At 70.1% G+C, this 17,933-nt stretch carries 12 protein-coding genes; 8 read left to right on the top strand and 4 right to left on the bottom strand.

All coding sequences use genetic code 11. The annotated features are described in order from the left end of the window. Positions 1-125: 125 nt before the first annotated feature. A complete protein-coding gene (locus ACFYR0_RS13370; protein WP_389326275.1) occupies positions 126-890 on the bottom strand; it encodes an IclR family transcriptional regulator in 765 nt (254 codons plus the stop codon). 460 nt (positions 891-1,350) lie between these two features. Here ACFYR0_RS13370 and metH point away from each other — a divergent pair, with 460 nt between their 5' ends. The 4 genes from metH (at position 1,351) to ACFYR0_RS13350 (ending at position 9,823) form a co-directional block, all read left to right on the top strand. Continuing rightward, on the top strand, positions 1,351-4,866 hold the full coding sequence (metH, locus tag ACFYR0_RS13365) for a methionine synthase (RefSeq protein ID WP_389325926.1): 3,516 nt from the start codon (positions 1,351-1,353) through the stop codon (positions 4,864-4,866). A 497-nt stretch (positions 4,867-5,363) separates the two neighbouring features. Next, positions 5,364-6,065, top strand: a complete 702-nt coding sequence (locus ACFYR0_RS13360; protein WP_389325923.1) for an HAD family hydrolase — start codon at positions 5,364-5,366, stop codon at positions 6,063-6,065. Positions 6,066-6,534: 469 nt separating this feature from the next. Continuing rightward, positions 6,535-8,139, top strand: coding sequence for an ABC transporter substrate-binding protein (locus ACFYR0_RS13355; protein ID WP_389325921.1), 1,605 nt, complete (start codon positions 6,535-6,537; stop codon positions 8,137-8,139). A gap of 97 nt (positions 8,140-8,236) precedes the next feature. Then, positions 8,237-9,823, top strand: a complete 1,587-nt coding sequence (locus ACFYR0_RS13350) for an ABC transporter substrate-binding protein (protein WP_389325918.1) — start codon at positions 8,237-8,239, stop codon at positions 9,821-9,823. A gap of 267 nt (positions 9,824-10,090) precedes the next feature. Here the strand turns inward: ACFYR0_RS13350 and ACFYR0_RS13345 are convergent, their stop codons facing one another. After that, a complete protein-coding gene (locus tag ACFYR0_RS13345) occupies positions 10,091-10,765 on the bottom strand; it encodes a response regulator transcription factor (RefSeq protein WP_356689794.1) in 675 nt (224 codons plus the stop codon). Between the two features lie 14 nt (positions 10,766-10,779). Beyond that, the gene (locus ACFYR0_RS13340) at positions 10,780-11,748 is read right to left on the bottom strand and encodes a RecB family exonuclease (RefSeq protein WP_389325915.1); all 969 of its coding nucleotides are present in this window, start codon (positions 11,746-11,748) and stop codon (positions 10,780-10,782) included. A gap of 207 nt (positions 11,749-11,955) precedes the next feature. Between ACFYR0_RS13340 and ACFYR0_RS13335 the strand changes: the two genes are divergently transcribed. From ACFYR0_RS13335 to ACFYR0_RS13325, 3 genes are all read left to right on the top strand, one after another. Next, positions 11,956-13,668, top strand: a complete 1,713-nt coding sequence (locus ACFYR0_RS13335) for a site-2 protease family protein (RefSeq protein WP_389325912.1) — start codon at positions 11,956-11,958, stop codon at positions 13,666-13,668. Between the two features lie 61 nt (positions 13,669-13,729). Next, on the top strand, positions 13,730-14,635 hold the full coding sequence (locus ACFYR0_RS13330; RefSeq protein ID WP_389325910.1) for a tRNA (adenine-N1)-methyltransferase: 906 nt from the start codon (positions 13,730-13,732) through the stop codon (positions 14,633-14,635). 211 nt (positions 14,636-14,846) lie between these two features. Beyond that, the gene (locus tag ACFYR0_RS13325) at positions 14,847-15,425 is read left to right on the top strand and encodes a hypothetical protein (RefSeq protein WP_389325907.1); all 579 of its coding nucleotides are present in this window, start codon (positions 14,847-14,849) and stop codon (positions 15,423-15,425) included. 58 nt (positions 15,426-15,483) lie between these two features. Here ACFYR0_RS13325 and ACFYR0_RS13320 read toward each other — a convergent pair whose 3' ends face one another. Beyond that, on the bottom strand, positions 15,484-15,789 hold the full coding sequence (locus tag ACFYR0_RS13320; protein WP_389325904.1) for a ferredoxin: 306 nt from the start codon (positions 15,787-15,789) through the stop codon (positions 15,484-15,486). A gap of 246 nt (positions 15,790-16,035) precedes the next feature. Between ACFYR0_RS13320 and arc the strand changes: the two genes are divergently transcribed. After that, the gene (gene arc, locus ACFYR0_RS13315) at positions 16,036-17,802 is read left to right on the top strand and encodes a proteasome ATPase (RefSeq protein ID WP_389325901.1); all 1,767 of its coding nucleotides are present in this window, start codon (positions 16,036-16,038) and stop codon (positions 17,800-17,802) included. Positions 17,803-17,933: the final 131 nt, after the last annotated feature.

Here is a 17,933-nt window from a genome sequence, read left to right as displayed (position 1 = left end):
CCGCTCAAGGTGAGGTCACGCCGTTCGGCACCCAGCGCTGCTCGGAAGCGGCCCACGTCGGCCGGCGCACCGGCAGGGCGGGGCGGCCCGCGCCGCCCCGCCCGGACGCACCGGGCGCGCGCGGCTCAGAAGCGGCCCGCGCCCAGGTCCCGCGACACCGCGCGGGCACAGTCCCGTACCGCCGCGATCAGCTCGGGGCGCAGCTCACCGTCGCGCGCCAGGCGCTCCACCGCGCCCGTGACGCCCACCGCGCCCACCGGCATCCGCCGCCGGTCGTGGATGGGCGCGGCCACGGATGCCACGCCCTCCCAGGTCTCCTCCACGTCCGCCGCGTAGCCACGCGCGCGTGAGATGTCGAGGATCTGCTCGAAGGCGTCCAGCTCGCACACCGTGCGGTCCGTGAAGGCCTTGCGGTCCGCCTCGATCGCCTCGCTGTGGGCCACCGGGTCGTACGCCGAGAGCACCTTGCCCAAGGCCGTGGAGTGCAGCGGCTGCATGGCCCCGATCTCCAGCACTTGACGGCTGTCGTCCGGGCGGAAGACGTGGTGCACGATCAGCACGCCCTGCTGGTGCAGGACCCCCAGATAGACGCTCTCGCCGCTGGAGCGGGCCAGGTCGTCCGTCCACACCAGCGCCCGCGCCCGCAGTTCGTGCACATCCAGATAGGTCGTGCCCAGGCGCAGCAGCTCCGCGCCCAGCTGGTAGCGGCCCGACGCCTCGTCCTGCTCCACGAAGCCCTCCAGCTGGAGGGTGCGCAGGATGCCGTGCGCGGTCCCCTTGGCGAGGCCCAGCGAGGAGGCGATGTCCGACAGGCCCAGCCGTCGCTCGCCGCCCGCGAGCAGACGCAGCATCGCCGCAGCCCGCTCGAGCGACTGGATGTTCCGTGCCATCGCCGTCCTGCCTCCGTCCCCTTCGACCGCCGAGCTGTCACGCTCCCGGTCGTTCACCGGTGCCACCGTCGTGGTGCGGCGTCCTCGCCGCTCGACACTGTCCATCGTTCGGCAATGTCGAACACTACCGGTCGATGCCAACCCACCGCTAATGTTCGGCGGCAACTCGCTCGCCGCTCGGCTGCCACTCGCTCGCCACTCGGATGCCACACGGCGCGCCGGTCGGGCTCCGCTCGGTCGCCACATGGTGAGCCACACCCATGCCGCCCGTCACCTGCGGGGTCCGCACCAACCGGAGCGACCCCCGCCGCGCGCCCGCTCGTCCGGGTGGTGGACGCCCCTGACCACGCCCGTACGGTCCCGGCTACCCTGGCGGCGTGCGCCTTCCTCGGGAAGCTCCCCATGGGCTTCACCACAAGGGGCGCAAAGCCGACAGCCGTCGCACCCGAGGGAGCCCTTCATGGCCTCTGTGCCGCCGACCCCTTCCGCCGACAGCCGGACCCGCGCGTCCGCGCTCCGCCAGGCACTCGCCACCCGTGTGGTGGTCGCCGACGGGGCCATGGGCACGATGCTCCAGGCCCAGGACCCGACCCTGGAGGACTTCCAGAACCTCGAGGGCTGCAACGAGGTCCTCAACGTCACCCGCCCCGACATCGTGCGCTCCGTCCACGAGGCGTACTTCGGGGCCGGCGTCGACTGCGTCGAGACCAACACCTTCGGCGCCAACCTCAGCGCGCTGGGCGAGTACGACATCGCCGACCGCATCGAGGAACTGTCCGAGGCCGGCGCGCGCATCGCCCGCGAGACCGCCGACGACTTCACCGCGCGCACCGGACAGCAGCGCTGGGTCCTCGGCTCCATCGGCCCCGGCACCAAGCTGCCCACACTCGGCCACACCACCTTCACCGCGATCCGCGACGCCTACCAGAAGAACGCCGAGGGACTCCTCGCCGGCGGCGCGGACGCCCTGCTCGTCGAGACCACGCAGGACCTCCTGCAGACCAAGGCCTCCGTCGTCGCCGCCCGCCGTGCCATGGCCACCGCCGGCTACGACGTGCCGCTGATCGTCTCCGTCACCGTCGAGACCACCGGCACCATGCTGCTCGGCTCCGAGATCGGCGCCGCCCTGACGGCCCTGGAGCCGCTCGGCATCGACATGATCGGCCTCAACTGCGCCACCGGCCCCGCCGAGATGAGCGAGCACCTGCGCTACCTCGCCCGCAACGCCCGCATCCCGCTGTCCTGCATGCCCAACGCCGGCCTGCCCGTGCTCACCTCCGACGGCGCCCACTACCCGCTCACCGCGCCCGAACTCGCCGACGCGCAGGAGAACTTCGTCCGCGACTACGGCCTCTCCCTGATCGGCGGCTGCTGCGGCACCACCCCCGAGCACCTGCGCCAGGTCGTCGAACGCGTCCGCGACCTCACCCCCGCCGAGCGCAGCCCCCGCCCCGAGGCCGGCGCCGCCTCCCTCTACCAGACCGTGCCCTTCCGCCAGGACACCTCCTACCTGGCCATCGGCGAGCGCACCAACGCCAACGGCTCCAAGAAGTTCCGCGAGGCCATGCTTCAGGCCCGCTGGGACGACTGTGTCGAGATGGCCCGCGAACAGATCCGCGAAGGCGCGCACATGCTCGACCTGTGCGTCGACTACGTGGGCCGCGACGGCGTCGCCGACATGGAGGAACTCGCCGGCCGCTTCGCCACCGCCTCCACCCTGCCCATCGTGCTCGACTCCACCGAGGTCGACGTCATCGAGGCCGGCCTGCAGAAGCTCGGCGGCCGCGCCGTGATCAACTCGGTGAACTACGAGGACGGCGACGGCCCCGAGTCCCGCTTCGCCAAGGTCACCGCGCTGGCGCGGGAGCACGGCGCCGCGCTGATCGCCCTCACCATCGACGAGGAGGGCCAGGCCCGCACCCCCGAGAAGAAGGTCGAGATCGCCGAACGGCTCATCGACGACCTCACCGGGAACTGGGGCATCCGCGAGGAGGACATCCTCATCGACACCCTGACCTTCACGATCTGCACCGGTCAGGAGGAGTCCCGCCGCGACGGCATCGCCACCATCGACGCCATCCGCGAGCTCAAGCGCCGCCACCCCGACGTGCAGACCACCCTCGGCCTGTCCAACATCTCCTTCGGCCTCAACCCGGCCGCCCGCATCCTGCTGAACTCCGTCTTCCTCGACGAGTGCGTCAAGGCGGGTCTGGACTCCGCGATCGTCCACGCCTCCAAGATCCTGCCGATCGCCCGCTTCAGCGAGGAGGAGGTCCGCACCGCCCTCGACCTGATCCACGACCGCCGCAGCGAGGGCTACGACCCGCTCCAGAAGCTGATGGCCCTCTTCGAGGGCGCCACCGCCAAGTCCCTCAAGGCCGGCAAGGCCGAGGAACTCGCCGCGCTCCCGCTCGAGGAGCGCCTCAAGCGGCGCATCATCGACGGCGAGAAGAACGGCCTGGAAGCCGACCTCGACACGGCCCTGCAGACCCGCCCGGCGCTCGACATCGTCAACGAGACCCTCCTGGACGGCATGAAGGTCGTCGGCGAACTCTTCGGCTCCGGCCAGATGCAGCTGCCCTTCGTCCTGCAGTCCGCCGAGGTCATGAAGACCGCCGTCGCCCACCTCGAACCGCACATGGAGAAGACCGACGAGGCCGGCAAGGGCACCATCGTCCTCGCCACCGTCCGCGGCGACGTCCACGACATCGGCAAGAACCTCGTCGACATCATCCTGTCCAACAACGGCTACAACGTCGTCAACCTGGGCATCAAGCAGCCGGTCTCCGCGATCCTGGACGCCGCCGAGGAACACCGCGCCGACGTCATCGGCATGAGCGGCCTCCTGGTCAAGTCCACCGTGATCATGAAGGAGAACCTGGAGGAGCTCAACGCCCGCGGCCTCGCCGCCGACTACCCCGTCATCCTCGGCGGCGCCGCCCTCACCCGCGCCTACGTCGAACAGGACCTGCACGAGATCTACGAGGGCGAGGTCCGCTACGCCCGCGACGCCTTCGAGGGCCTGCGCCTGATGGACGCCCTCATCGGCGTCAAGCGCGGCCTGCCGGGCGCCAAGCTGCCCGAGCTCAAGCAGCGCCGGGTCCGCGCCACCGCCGCCGCGGCCGTCGAGGAGCGCCCCGAGGAGGGCCACGTCCGCTCCGACGTCGCCGTCGACAACCCCGTCCCCACCCCGCCCTTCTGGGGCACCCGCGTCGTCAAGGGCATCCAGCTCAAGGAGTACGCCTCCTGGCTCGACGAGGGCGCCCTGTTCAAGGGCCAGTGGGGCCTGAAGCAGGCCCGCACCGGCGAGGGACCCACCTACGAGGAGCTCGTCGAGACCGAGGGCCGCCCGCGACTGCGCGGCCTCCTGGACCGGCTCCAGACCGAGAACCTGCTGGAGGCGGCCGTCGTCCACGGCTACTTCCCGTGCGTCTCCAAGGACGACGACCTGATCATCCTGGACGAGCAGGGCAACGAGCGCACCCGCTTCACCTTCCCCCGCCAGCGCCGCGGCCGCCGGCTGTGCCTGGCCGACTTCTTCCGCCCGGAGGAGTCCGGCGAGACGGACGTCGTAGGCCTCCAGGTGGTCACCGTCGGCTCCCGCATCGGCGAGGAGACCGCCAGGCTCTTCGAGTCCAACTCCTACCGCGACTACCTCGAGCTGCACGGCCTGTCCGTCCAGCTCGCCGAGGCGCTCGCCGAGTACTGGCACGCCCGCGTGCGCTCGGAGCTCGGCTTCGCGGGGGAGGACCCCACCGAGATCGAAGGCATGTTCGAGCTGAAGTACCGGGGCGCCCGCTTCTCCCTCGGCTACGGCGCCTGCCCCGACCTGGAGGACCGCGCCAAGATCGCCGACCTGCTCCAGCCCGAGCGCATCGGCGTCCAGCTGTCGGAGGAGTTCCAGCTGCACCCCGAGCAGTCCACCGACGCGATCGTCATCCACCACCCGGAGGCGAAGTACTTCAACGCCCGCTGAGGCCGTCCGGGGCCCACCTCCGGCTGCCGAGGCCGTTCCGGGGCCGCCTCCGGCCGTCCGGGGCGGTCCCGGCCGTCCGGGGCGGTCCCGGCCTGCCGAGGGCGTCCCGGCCTGCCGAGGGCGTCCCGGCCTGCCCGCCCTTCGGCCGCTGAGACTGTCCGGCTCCCACCTCCGGCTGCGGATGGCATCCCGGCTGCCCGCCCTCGGCCCGCTGAGGCCGTCCGGCGCCCGCCTTCCGCCGTCCGGGGTCTCCCGCACCCGCCTTCCGCGGTCCGGCGCCGCCTCCGGCTGCCGAGGGCGGTCCGGACACCTGCCTCCCGCCGTCCCACAGGGCCGCTGGAGGCGCGCCACAGCGCCCCCGGCGTAACGGCGGAGTGCCCTTCACGCACGCCGATCAAACGAGGCACTCGCCGCATACGAGACGTACACTTGTCGGTCCGAGCAGGCCGGTTCCCGCAGGGGAGCCGGCCTGCTGCTCCCTCAAGGAGGTACGCCGGATGACCACCACGGTCCCCGCACTCGGCACCCGCACGGCGGAAGGTTCTGCCCTTCAGGCCGTGCTCCTCGACATGGACGGCACCCTGGTGGACACCGAGGGGTTCTGGTGGGACGTCGAGGTCGAGGTGTTCGCCGGCCTCGGTCACACCCTCGACGAATCCTGGCGCCATGTCGTGGTCGGTGGGCCGATGACCCGCAGCGCCGGGTTCCTCATCGAGGCGACCGGCGCGGACATCACCCTCGCCGAGCTGAGCGTCCGGCTCAACGAGGGCTTCGAGGACCGCATCTCCCGCGCCCTGCCGCTGATGCCCGGCGCCGCCCGGCTGCTCGCCGAGCTCGCCGAGCACGAGATCCCCACCGCCCTGGTGTCCGCCTCCCACCGGCGCATCATCGACCGGGTGCTGGCCTCGCTCGGCCCCCAGCACTTCCACCTCAGCATCGCCGGGGACGAGGTCCCGCGGACCAAGCCGCACCCCGAGCCGTATCTGTTCGCCGCCGCCGGCCTCGGTGCGGACCCGGCCAGATGCGCCGTCGTCGAGGACACCGCGACCGGCGTCGCCGCCGCCGAGGCGGCCGGCTGCCACGTCGTGGCCGTACCCTCCGTGGCCCCCATCGCCCCGGCCGCCCGCCGCACGGTCGTCGGCTCGCTCGAAGAGGTCGACCTGGCCTTCCTGCGCGGGCTGCTCACCCCGGCGGCCTGACCGCCGGGCAGGGCCCCGCGACCCGCCGCGCACGCCCGGTCGCACCCCGTCGCGAACGGTCGCAAAGGCGAATCCGCCGGGCCCCGCAAACCCGCTCCCACCTGGGCGTCGACTCCGGCCGGATGGCCGAAATCCAGCTGATGTGAACGCCGTTGTCGATGTGAGGTTCGCCACCCCGGAGCCCCTCGACAGCGTGTTTGCCGTGTGCCGTCCGCCCCGATTTCCGCCCCGGTAACCGGCCCTTGTGTCCGGATTGGGGGGCCTTGTGTGAAACCTTCCACTGTCGGGTTTTCGGTGTGTCCACGCCCGGTATCGCAGCGTGATGGACAGCCCTCTCCGGCGACCGCGAACCCCCGCGCGAGCGCGCATTAATCTCGTCGCGAGAACATCACCCCCCTTCCCGTGATCCCCGCGACACCACCCCTTGCTCGCGCGCAGCACGGAACGACAGCAGTGGAGTACCACCAGCATGAACCGCAAGACTTTGGTGCTGCCGGCCGTCATCGGCCTGCTCGCGCCGGTCCTCGCCGCCTGCGGCGGGACCGACGGTGCGGGTGACGGCGGCGGCTCGATCGCCGTCGGCACCACCGACCGGTTCATCGCGACCGATGACGCCCCCGCCCCCCTGGACCCCGCCTACGCCTACGACGTCGGCAGCTGGAACATCCTGCGCCAGACCGTCCAGACCCTGATGATCCAGCCCCGCGGCGAGGGCGAGCCCGTCCCCGAGGCCGCCGAGAGCTGCTCCTTCACCGACACCGGCAACGAGCGCTACGTCTGCACGCTCCGCGAGGACCTCAGTTTCGCCGACGGCAGCCCCGTCACCGCCAAGGACGTCAAGTACTCCATCGACCGGGCCCGGTCCATCAAGGCCGACTCCGGTGTCTTCGCCCTCCTCTCCGCGATCGACACCGTCGAGACCCGGGGCGACCGCGAGGTGATCTTCCACCTCAACAGCGCCGACGCCACCTTCCCGTACAAGCTGTCCACCCCCGTCGCCGGCATCGTCAACCCCGCCGACTACGACAGGGGCAAGCTCCGCGACGGCTTCGACGTGAACGGCTCCGGCCCCTACACGCTCAAGGCCGAAGTCGAGAACGGCGAGATGGTCAAGGCCGTGTTCACCAAGAACGCCCACTACAAGGGCGCTCTCACCCTGAACAACGACAAGATCGAGATGAACTCCTTCAAGGACGCCTCCGCCATGGACGGCGCACTGAAGGGCGGTGACATCGACGTCATGACCCGCAGCATGACCCCCGAGCAGATCCAGCAGCTCAGCGTCGACCCGGGCGAGAACACCGAGCTGTTCGACATGCCCGGCCTGGAGATCCGCTACCTCGCCTTCAACACCGACGCCCCCAGCGTCCGCGACAAGGCCGTCCGCCAGGCCATGGCCCAGATCATCAACCGCAGCGAACTGGTCTCCAAGGTCTACGGCGTCCAGGCCGAGCCCCTCTACTCGCTCGTCCCGGCCACCATCACCGGCCACTCCAACTCGTTCTTCAACAAGTACGGAGACCCCAGCGTCAGCAAGGCCGAGAAACTCCTCGCCGACGCCGACGTCAGCACCCCGGTGAAGCTGACCATGCACTACACCACCGACCACTACGGCGCCGCCACCAAGCGGGAGTTCGAAGTCCTGAGCAAGCAGCTGAACGACAGCGGCCTGTTCGACGTCTCCATCAAGGGGACCCCCTGGGACAGCTTCGTCCCCGCCCAGCGCAAGGGCTCCTACGACGTCTACGGCATGGGCTGGTTCCCCGACTTCCCCGACGCCGACAACTACATCGCGCCGTTCCTCGACGCCGACAACTTCCTCAAGTCCCCCTACACCAACAGCATCATCCGCAAGACCCTCATCCCGGAGAGCCGCCGCGAGGCCGACCGGGGCTCCGCCGCGACGAGCCTGACCGAGATCCAGGACATCGTCGCCGAGGACGTCCCCGTGCTGCCGCTGTGGCAGGGCAAGCAGTACCTCGCCACCAGCGACGACATCTCCGGCACCGCGTACGTACTCAACTCCTCCTCGACCCTTCAGCTGTGGGAGCTCAGCCGTGGTATGAGCGGCTGACGCACTCGCGAACCCCGGGGCCGGGACGGCGGCCCCGGGGATCCGGACCGGGACGCCGGTCCGGAACAATCCGCGAACGACGACAAGGCACAAGCACGTGAACATGCGCAACCACTGGCCGGTCCTGCCCATCGTGGCGGGTCTGGCCTCCGGCCTGCTGACCGGCTGCGGCTCGGACTCCGGTGACGCCGGTGACTCCGGCTCCACCGTGGTCATGGGGATGTCCGACGACGTCGTCGCCACCGACCCGGCATCCGGCTACGACCCCGGCTCGTGGCTGCTGTTCAACAACGTCTTCCAGTCCCTGCTCAGCTTCCCCAACGGCGGCACCACACCCGAGCCGGAACTCGCGGACACCTGCGACTTCTCCGACAACCAGGCCACCGTCTACAAGTGCACCCTCAAGGACGGCCTGAAGTTCAGCAACGGCGACAGCCTCACCTCCGAGGACGTCAAGTTCTCCTTCGACCGCATGCTGAAGATCAACGACGACGCCGGCCCCGCGGTCATGTTCCCCGGCCTCGACACCATCGAGACCCCGGACGACAAGACCGTCGTCTTCCACCTCAAGAGCCCCGACGCCACCTTCCCCAGCAAGATCGCCTCCGGCGCCGGCTCCATCGTCAACCACCGCGAGTACGACGACGGCAAGCTCCGCGAGGACGGCAAGGCCAGCGGCTCCGGCCCCTACAAGCTCGAGTCCTACGGCGACGACGAAGCCGTCTTCACCGTCAACGAGAACTACAAGGGCACCGCCGACGTCCAGAACTCCGGCATCACCCTCAAGTTCTTCCACAGCGACCAGAAGGCCCTCAAGGCCGCCCTCAAGAAGGGCGAGATCGACATCGCCTACCGAGGCCTCAGCGCCGGCGACATCGCCGACATCGAAGCCTCCTCCGACGGCACCGGCATCGAGGTCGTCGAGGGCAGCAGCGCCGAGGTCCAGCACCTGGTCTTCAACATGGACGACCCGGTCGCCGGACAGCTCCCCGTCCGCAAGGCCATCGCCCTCCTCGTCGACCGCGACGCCCTCATCAGCGACGTCTACGAGGGCACCGCCACCCCGCTCTACTCGATCATCCCCGCGGGCATCGACGGCCACAACACCGCCTTCTTCGACACCTACGGCGCCCGCCCCTCCCGCGACCGCGCCGAGGCGGTACTGCGCGAGGGCGGCATCACCGACAAGGTCAAGCTGACCCTGTGGTCCACCCCGTCGCGCTACGGCCCCGCCACGGACCAGGAGTTCAAGGCGATCGCCGAACAGCTCAACAGCAGCGGCCTGTTCGACGCCGAGGTCAAGTCCGTCGACTTCGAGCAGTACGAGAAGGACATAGCCGCGGGCAAGTACGGCGTCTACGTCAAGGGCTGGGTGCCCGACTACCCCGACGCCGACAACTTCACCTCGCTGTTCTTCGGTGAGGGCAACGTCCTCGACAACAACTACACCAACAAGACCATCACCGGCACGCTCATCCCGCGCACCTCCGGCGAGAGCAACCGCGCCGCCACCGAGAACGACTTCGACGAGCTCCAGCGGATCGTCGCCGACGAGATCCCCCTGCTGCCCGTCTGGCAGGCCAAGCAGTACGCCGTCGTCGCCGACGGCGTCTACGGCCTCGAGTACTGCCTCGACGCCTCCACGGTCTTCCGCTTCTGGGAACTCAACAAGTCCAAGTCCTGAAAACCCCGAAGGGCGCCCCTCTCACAGCAAGAGGGGCGCCCTTCGCACTTCCAGAACAACGGACCTGCACCGCCCGAGCGCCGCCGAACTACAACGCCCCGGGGGCGCGGGACCACAACTCCTCAGCGCCGCCGGACTGCAACGCCCCAGGGGCGCGGGAACTGCGCGACAAGCCGAACACAGCCCGCACCGGCCTCCTCACGGAACGCCCCTCAAACCCCCAAGAACGCCCCTCACAGAACCCCCGCCAAACCGCCGGAGGCACCGTCACTGCTGGGCACCAGGCCGCACCAGCCCGCTCTCGTACGCGTACACCGCCGCCTGCACCCGGTCACGCAGCCCCAGCTTGGTCAGCACATGCCCGACATGCGTCTTCACCGTCGTCTCGCTGACGAACAGATCCGCCGCGATCTCCGCGTTCGACAGCCCTCGCGCCACCAGCTTCAGCACCTCCACCTCACGCTCGGTCAGCGTGTGCAGCGTGTCCGGCACCGGCTCGTCACCGGACGGCAGATGCGTGGCGTACTTGTCCAGCAGCCGCCGGGTGATGCTCGGCGCCAGCATCGCCTCGCCCGCGGCCACCACCCGGATCGCCTGCACCAGCTCATTGGCCGGGGCGTCCTTCAGCAGGAACCCACTGGCCCCCGCCCGCAGCGCCTCCACCACGTACTCGTCGAGATCGAAGGTCGTCAGCACCAGCACCTTCGCCGGGCCGTCCCGCCCCGGCCCGGTGATCTGCCGGGTCGCCTCCACACCGTCCATCCGCGGCATGCGGATGTCCATCAGAACCACATCGGGCTGAAGGGCCCGCACCTGATCGAGGGCCTGGAGCCCGTCTCCGGCCTCGCCGACGACCGCGATGTCCTGCTCCGCCTCCAGGATCATCCGGAAGCCCGTACGCAGCAGAGGCTGGTCGTCGACCAGTAGGACGCGGATGGCCACGTAAGTCTCCTTCGCTAGTCCGGCCCCATTCTGCCCTGCTCCACCACGGCCGACCCGGCCGCCCTCACCGGCAGCGGATACGGCGGGGGAGTACCCCCGAACTCCGGACAACGCGCCTGGTGATCGCACCAGCCGCACAGCTTCGTCGGCCGCGGCCGCCAGTCCCCCGACTCCGTCGCCAGCCGGATCGCCTCCCACAGCGCCAGCAGCTTGCGCTCCACCCGCTCCAGATCCGCGAGCACCGGGTCGTACGTCAGCACGTCACCGCTGCCGAGATACACCAGCTGCAGCCGCCGCGGCACCACGTTCTTCAGCCGCCACACCACCAGCGCGTAGAACTTCATCTGGAACAGCGCGCCCTCCGCGTACTCCGGCCGCGGCGCCTTGCCCGTCTTGTAGTCGACGATCCGGACGTCACCCGTCGGCGCCACGTCGACCCGGTCGATGATCCCGCGCAGCCTGAGCCCCGACTCCAGCTCCGCCTCGACGAACAGCTCCCGCTCCGCCGGCTCCAGCCGCGTCGGATCCTCCAGCGTGAACCACCGCTCCACCAGCTGCTCGGCCTCGCCCAGCCACCGCGCGAGCCGCTCGCCCTCCGGATCGTCGGAGAACAGCTCCGCCACTTCCGGCCGCGACTCCCGCAGCCGGTCCCACTGCCCCGGGATCAACGACTTGGCGCGCGGCGCCGTCCGCTCCGCCGCCGGCGCGTCGAACAGCCGCTCCAGCACGGCATGCACCAGCGTCCCCCTGGTCGCCGCCTCGCTCGGCTTCTCCGGCAGCCGGTCGATCACCCGGAACCGGTACAGCAGCGGACACTGCATGAAATCGCTCGCCCGCGAAGGAGACAGGGAAGCGGGCGCCGACCCCGAGGCGACCGAAACCCCGGCAAGCGGAACCGCGACAACCGGCACGGGGCCGGCCACCGGCTCCCCGCCGCCCACCGCCGACCCGGCCTGTTCCGCACTCTCGCTGCTGCTCTCCATGCCATAGAACTCTACGGCCCGCCACTGACAGTCACCCAGTCCCGGGAGCCGGCGGCCGAGTGCGCCGCTTGTGAAGGCCACGCGGGTCGGCTGTGACGGGGGGCGACCGGGGGTGCCGGGGCGGAACGTCCCGGGCGAGCCGCATACCATCGACCCCAGACCCTTCCGCCCGGCAGGCGCGGAAGACGCTTCGAACGAGGGGACAGCGTGGACGAGAGCGGCGGGAGCGGCCGGCCGCGGCCGGACGACACCGAGACGGCCGAGCACCAGCCGAACCACACGACCCCGCCTTCCACCCTCACGGACCCCGTCGACCCCCAGCCGACGGAGCCCGCGCCCCCGCCTGCCACGAACGCCTCCGACGGCGAGCCGACGGAGCCGGCGTCACAGCCCCGCCAGGAACCGGACGGCCAGGAACCCGCCCCACGTACCGAGGCTCCCGAACCGACCACCGAGCCCGAGCCGGAGCCGACGACCCAGCCCAGGCCGGAGACCCCCGAAGCAGCGAGCGCGACGCCCGAACCCCGGCCCACGCAACCCTCGGCCCCCGAACCCCGGCCCACGCAGCCCTCCGCCGAGCCCCCGGCGACCCGGCACGACCCCCGGCCCGACCTCGAGAAGCCGGCCCCCCGCCCCGACCCGGCACCCGAGCCCGCCGCCCACCCCCACCGCACCCTCGCCCACACCGAACCCGGCGCCCCCGCACACCCGCACGGCACCGAACCCCCGGCCGGCCTCGGCAAGGCCCAGCCACCGAAGCGGCAGCGCGAACCCGGAGGCGGCATCCTCATGGGCCGCCCCTTCGGCGTCCCCGTCTACGTCGCCCCCAGCTGGTTCCTCGTCGCCGCACTGATCACCTGGGTCTTCGGCGGACAGCTCGACCGCGTCCTGCCCGAACTCGGCGGCGCCCGCTACCTCGTCTCCCTCTTCTTCGCCGTCGTCTTCTACGCCTCCGTCCTCATCCACGAACTCGCCCACACCGTGGCCGCCCTCCGCTTCAAACTCCCCGTCCGCCGCATCCAGCTCCAGTTCTTCGGCGGCGTCTCCGAGATCGAGAAGGAAGCCGAGACCCCCGGCCGCGAGTTCTGGCTCGCCTTCGTCGGCCCCCTCCTCTCCCTCGCCCTCGCCGGCGTCTTCTACGCCGCCATGCAGACCGTCGAACCCGGCACCGTCCCCGGTGTCCTCCTGGCCGGCCTGATGATCTCCAACCTCATCGTCGCCGCCTTCAACCTCCTGCCCGGCCTCCCCCTCGACGGCGGCCGCATGCTCCGCGCCGTCGTCTGGAAGATCACCGGCAAACCCATGAGCGGCACCGTCGCCGCCGCCTGGGTCGGCCGCGCCCTCGCCGTCGCCGTCCTCATCGGCCTCCCCCTGCTCACCCAGTCCGGCCTCCTCGGCAGCGACGCCGTCGACAACGTCGGCATGGACACCGTCATGGACGCCCTGCTCGCCGCCATCCTCGCCGCGATCATCTGGACCGGCGCCGGCAACAGCCTGCGCGTCGCCCGCCTGCGCGAACACCTCCCCGAACTGCGCGCCCGCACCCTCACCAGACGAGCCGTCCCCGTCCAGTCCGACACCCCCCTCTCCGAAGCCCTCCGCCGCGCCAACGCCGCCGGAGCCCGCGCCCTCGTCGTCGTCGACCCCGAGGGCCACCCCGTCTCCCTCGTCCGCGAAGCCGCCATCGTCGGAGTCCCCGAACACCGCCGCCCCTGGGTCGCCGTCAGCGGCCTCGCCCAGGACCTCACCGACGGCATGCGCGTCTCCGCCGAACTCGCCGGCGAAGACCTCCTCGACACCCTGCGCGCCACCCCCGCCACCGAATACCTCGTCGTCGAGGACACCGGCGAGATCTACGGCGTCCTGTCCGCCGCCGACGTCGAGCGCGCCTTCGTCAAAGCCATGGCCCGCCCCTCCTGACCGCCCCCACCACCCCGACCACGTGGTCAGCCACCCCCACAAACCCCGGTAGGCTGGTCACATGTCCGAACCGACCGGTGCCGCCCGCAGGCGCGGGCCCTTCAAGGTCGGGGACCAGGTACAGCTGACCGACCCCAAGGGCCGCCACTACACGTTCACGCTCGAAGCCGGGAAGAACTTCCACACGCACAAAGGAAGCTTCCCGCACGACGAACTGATCGGCGCACCCGAGGGCAGCGTTGTCCGCACCACCGGAAACGTCGCCTACCTCGCGCTGCGCCCCCTGCTCCCCGACTACGTCCTGTCCATGCCCCGAGGGGCAGCCGTCGTCTACCCGAAGGACGCGGGGCAGATCCTCGCCTTCGCCGACATCTTCACCGGCGCCCGAGTCGTCGAGGCCGGCGTCGGCTCCGGCTCGCTCAGCAGCTTCCTGCTGCGCGCCATCGGCGACCAGGGCATGCTGCACTCCTACGAGCGCCGCCAGGACTTCGCCGACATCGCCCGGCAGAACGTGGAACGCTACTTCGGCGGCCCCCACCCCGCCTGGCAGCTCACCGTCGGCGACCTCCAGGACAACCTGACCGACACCGACGTCGACCGCGTCATCCTCGACATGCTCGCCCCCTGGGAATGCCTGGAAGCCGTCTCCAAGGCCCTCGTCCCCGGCGGCATCGTCTGCTGCTACGTCGCCACCACCACCCAGCTCGCCCGGACCGTCGAGTCCATCCGCGAGATCGGCTGCTTCAACGAGCCGACCGCCTGGGAGACGATGATCCGCAACTGGCACATCGAGGGCCTCGCCGTCCGCCCGGACCACCGCATGATCGGCCACACCGGCTTCCTCCTCACCGCCCGCCGCCTCGCCGACGGCGTCGAGCCGCCCATGCGCCGCCGCCGCCCCGCCAAGGGCGCCTACGGCGAGGACTACTCCGGCCCCAACGCCGACGGAGGCATCGGCGGCCGCTGACCCGGCCCACCACCCCTCCAACGCCGCAGCGCCGTGACGGAGTTCCCGCGACCCAGCCGGAACTCCGCCACGGCGCTTCCCCGTTGACCCCGGCCCCAGCACCCCACAGGCCCGCCGGCACAACTCCCACCCCCGCCGTTCCCCCAAGCTGTGACGTGTGGCACCATGCAGGCCACCCCCACCGGCACAGCCCTCACGGGAGACACTCCTAGTGCAGCACTCCGCCGTCCCGGAACTGGCACACACGCACACCCGACCCATCCACTGGCTCGCCACCGCGACCGCACTCGCCGGAGTCGTCGCACTCTCCTCGGTCGTCCAGCCCGACTCGGCGACCGCCGCACAGACCCCCGGCAGCGACCCCCGCACCGCCCGGGCCGCCGCCGCGCCCCCGGCCACCACCGGAGTCGACTTCCCCCTGGACTGCGGTCCCGTGAAACTCGTGATCGCCAGGAAAGCCGCCGGAGACCTGGACGGCGACGGCCGGCCCGAGACCGTCGCCGTCGCGCACTGCGACGCTGGCATGAGCACCCCGCCCGACGCCCTCTACGTCCTCACCCAGGGCGCCGACGACACACACGCGCGCGTGGTCGCCACCCTCGTCGACCCCAAGGACCGCCAGAAGGTCACCAGACTCGCCGTCCACCAGGGCGCCGTACACGCCGACCTGCTCGGCTACTCCTCACCCAAGGTGCCCACCTGCTGCCCCGACGTCACCGACACCGTGAAATGGCAGTGGAAGAACGGCGCGTTCGAGCGCTCGACACCCGCCCAAGCACGCAGCGTGTGACACCGGTTACCGGACGGTGTGAGAAATCAGACACCCGCCACAGAACGCGCAGGAACCCTCACTGCGCGTCCGGCCCGTACACCTCGACCCCGTCCGCGACCCGGCGGACATGGATGCACTCACCCGGACACTCCCGCGCCGAGTCCACCACGTCCGTCAGCAACGGCAACGGCACCGGAGTCGTCGCACCCTGCTCCTGCAACAGCTCGTCCCCAGGACTCTTCACATACGCCAGACCGTCGATGTCCAGCTCGAACACCTCAGGCGCGTACTGCACACAGATCCCGTCGCCCGTGCACAGATCCTGATCGATCCAGACCTCCAGCGCCTCACCGGCGCCGACGACGTCCTGCTGCACGGTCATCTCTCCTGCCACCTTCCTTCGCCGGACCTTTCGGGAACCTTCCAGGCCCTGACGGGTGTTGAACACCTTGACCCTACCTCCGCCCGCTTCCCCACCGTGTTCGGTGGGTATTCCCCTGGCGTGAGGGAGAGCGCAAGGGTGAAGATCGGACACACCCCTACAGTCTTTGTGATCTAGGGGTTTCAATCGACACCCACCCAGGTAGGGTCTGGAAGCGTCCAGCTCCCCTTGGAGGAGGTGAGGACCGTGGCAGCCCACGACGACGACATGAACCGCGGCATCCGCCCGGGACGAGGGTCCGACGACCCCGCCGGGCAGATTGCCTACCTTGAGCAGGAGATCGCCGTCCTGCGACGTAAGCTCGCCGACTCTCCGCGACACACGAGGATTCTCGAAGAGCGGATCGTCGAGCTGCAGACCAACCTGGCCGGCGTGTCCGCCCAGAACGAGCGACTCGCCAACACCCTCCGTGAGGCCCGCGACCAGATCGTGGCCCTCAAGGAAGAAGTCGACCGGCTCGCACAGCCACCGGCCGGCTTCGGAGTGTTCCTGGAAGCCAACGAGGACGGCACCGCCGACATCTTCACCGGCGGCCGCAAACTCCGGGTCAACGTCAGCCCGAGCGTCGAACTCGACGACCTCAGGCGCGGCCAGGAAGTCATGCTCAACGAAGCGCTCAACGTGGTCGAAGCCATGGAGTACGAGCGAGTCGGAGACATCGTCACCCTCAAGGAGATCCTCGAGGACGGCGAACGAGCCCTCGTGCTCGGGCACACCGACGAGGAACGGGTGGTACGGCTCGCCGAGCCGCTGCTGGACGTCACCATCCGCCCCGGCGACGCCCTCCTGCTCGAACCCCGCTCCGGCTACGTCTACGAGATCGTCCCCAAGAGCGAGGTCGAAGAACTCGTCCTCGAAGAAGTCCCCGACATCGGCTACGAGCAGATCGGCGGCCTCGGCGGCCAGATCGAAGCCATCCGCGACGCGGTCGAGCTGCCGTACCTCTACCCGGACCTCTTCAAGGAGCACGAACTGCGCCCGCCCAAGGGCGTCCTGCTCTACGGACCCCCCGGATGCGGGAAGACACTCATCGCCAAGGCCGTCGCCAACTCACTGGCCAAAAAGGTCGCCGAGGTCACCGGCCAGGCCGCCGGCAAGAGCTTCTTCCTCAACATCAAGGGCCCCGAGCTCCTCAACAAGTACGTCGGCGAGACCGAGCGCCAGATCCGGCTCGTCTTCCAGCGAGCCCGCGAGAAGGCCAGCGAGGGCACCCCCGTCATCGTCTTCTTCGACGAGATGGAATCCCTCTTCCGCACCCGCGGCTCCGGAGTCAGCTCGGACGTGGAGAACACCATCGTCCCCCAGCTGCTCGCCGAGATCGACGGTGTCGAAGGCCTGCAGAACGTGGTCGTGATCGGCGCCTCCAACCGCGAGGACATGATCGACCCCGCCATCCTGCGCCCCGGCCGGCTCGACGTGAAGATCAAGATCGAGCGCCCCGACGCCGAAGCCGCCAAGGACATCTTCGGCAAGTACCTCACCGAACGCCTCCCGCTGCACGCCGACGACCTCGGCGAGCACGGCGGCAGCAAGACGACCACCGTCGAAAGCATGATCCAGACGGCCGTCGAGCACATGTACGCGGAATCCGAGGAGAACCGCTTCCTGGAGGTCACCTACGCCAACGGCGACAAGGAAGTCCTCTACTTCAAGGACTTCAACTCCGGCGCCATGATCGAGAACATCGTGGGCCGCGCCAAGAAGATGGCGATCAAGGACTTCCTCGACCACAACGCAAAGGGCCTCCGCGTCTCCCACCTCCTCCAGGCATGCGTGGACGAGTTCAAGGAGAACGAGGACCTGCCCAACACCACCAACCCCGACGACTGGGCCAGGATCTCCGGAAAGAAGGGCGAGCGGATCGTCTACATCCGTACCCTCATCACCGGAAAGCAGGGCGCGGACACCGGACGCTCCATCGACACGGTGGCCAACACCGGGCAGTACCTGTAAGAACAGGGCGGCTGCGGGTGCCCACCACCGGGTACCCGCAGCCGACTGCTTTCCGGGCACAGCCGGACAGGCCAAAGACGCAAATGATCTCCACACCAGCGCAGAGCCGTTCTAGGCTCTTCGGTACCGCC

This window comes from Streptomyces sp. NPDC005017 (assembly GCF_042873115.1).
Lineage (GTDB): Bacteria > Actinomycetota > Actinomycetes > Streptomycetales > Streptomycetaceae > Streptomyces.
Note: the sequence above shows the minus strand (reverse complement) of the source record. Positions and strands in the feature narration are given on the sequence as shown.

Bases quoted from the DNA above. Each gene is read 5' to 3' on its own strand.
- ACFYR0_RS13340 (WP_389325915.1), bottom strand. From the start codon at position 11,748: ATGGAGAGCAGCAGCGAGAGTGCGGAACAGGCCGGGTCGGCGGTGGGC.
- metH (WP_389325926.1), top strand. From the start codon at position 1,351: ATGGCCTCTGTGCCGCCGACCCCTTCCGCCGACAGCCGGACCCGCGCG.
- ACFYR0_RS13360 (WP_389325923.1), top strand. From the start codon at position 5,364: ATGACCACCACGGTCCCCGCACTCGGCACCCGCACGGCGGAAGGTTCT.
- ACFYR0_RS13355 (WP_389325921.1), top strand. From the start codon at position 6,535: ATGAACCGCAAGACTTTGGTGCTGCCGGCCGTCATCGGCCTGCTCGCG.
- ACFYR0_RS13330 (WP_389325910.1), top strand. From the start codon at position 13,730: ATGTCCGAACCGACCGGTGCCGCCCGCAGGCGCGGGCCCTTCAAGGTC.
- ACFYR0_RS13320 (WP_389325904.1), bottom strand. From the start codon at position 15,789: ATGACCGTGCAGCAGGACGTCGTCGGCGCCGGTGAGGCGCTGGAGGTC.
- ACFYR0_RS13370 (WP_389326275.1), bottom strand. From the start codon at position 890: ATGGCACGGAACATCCAGTCGCTCGAGCGGGCTGCGGCGATGCTGCGT.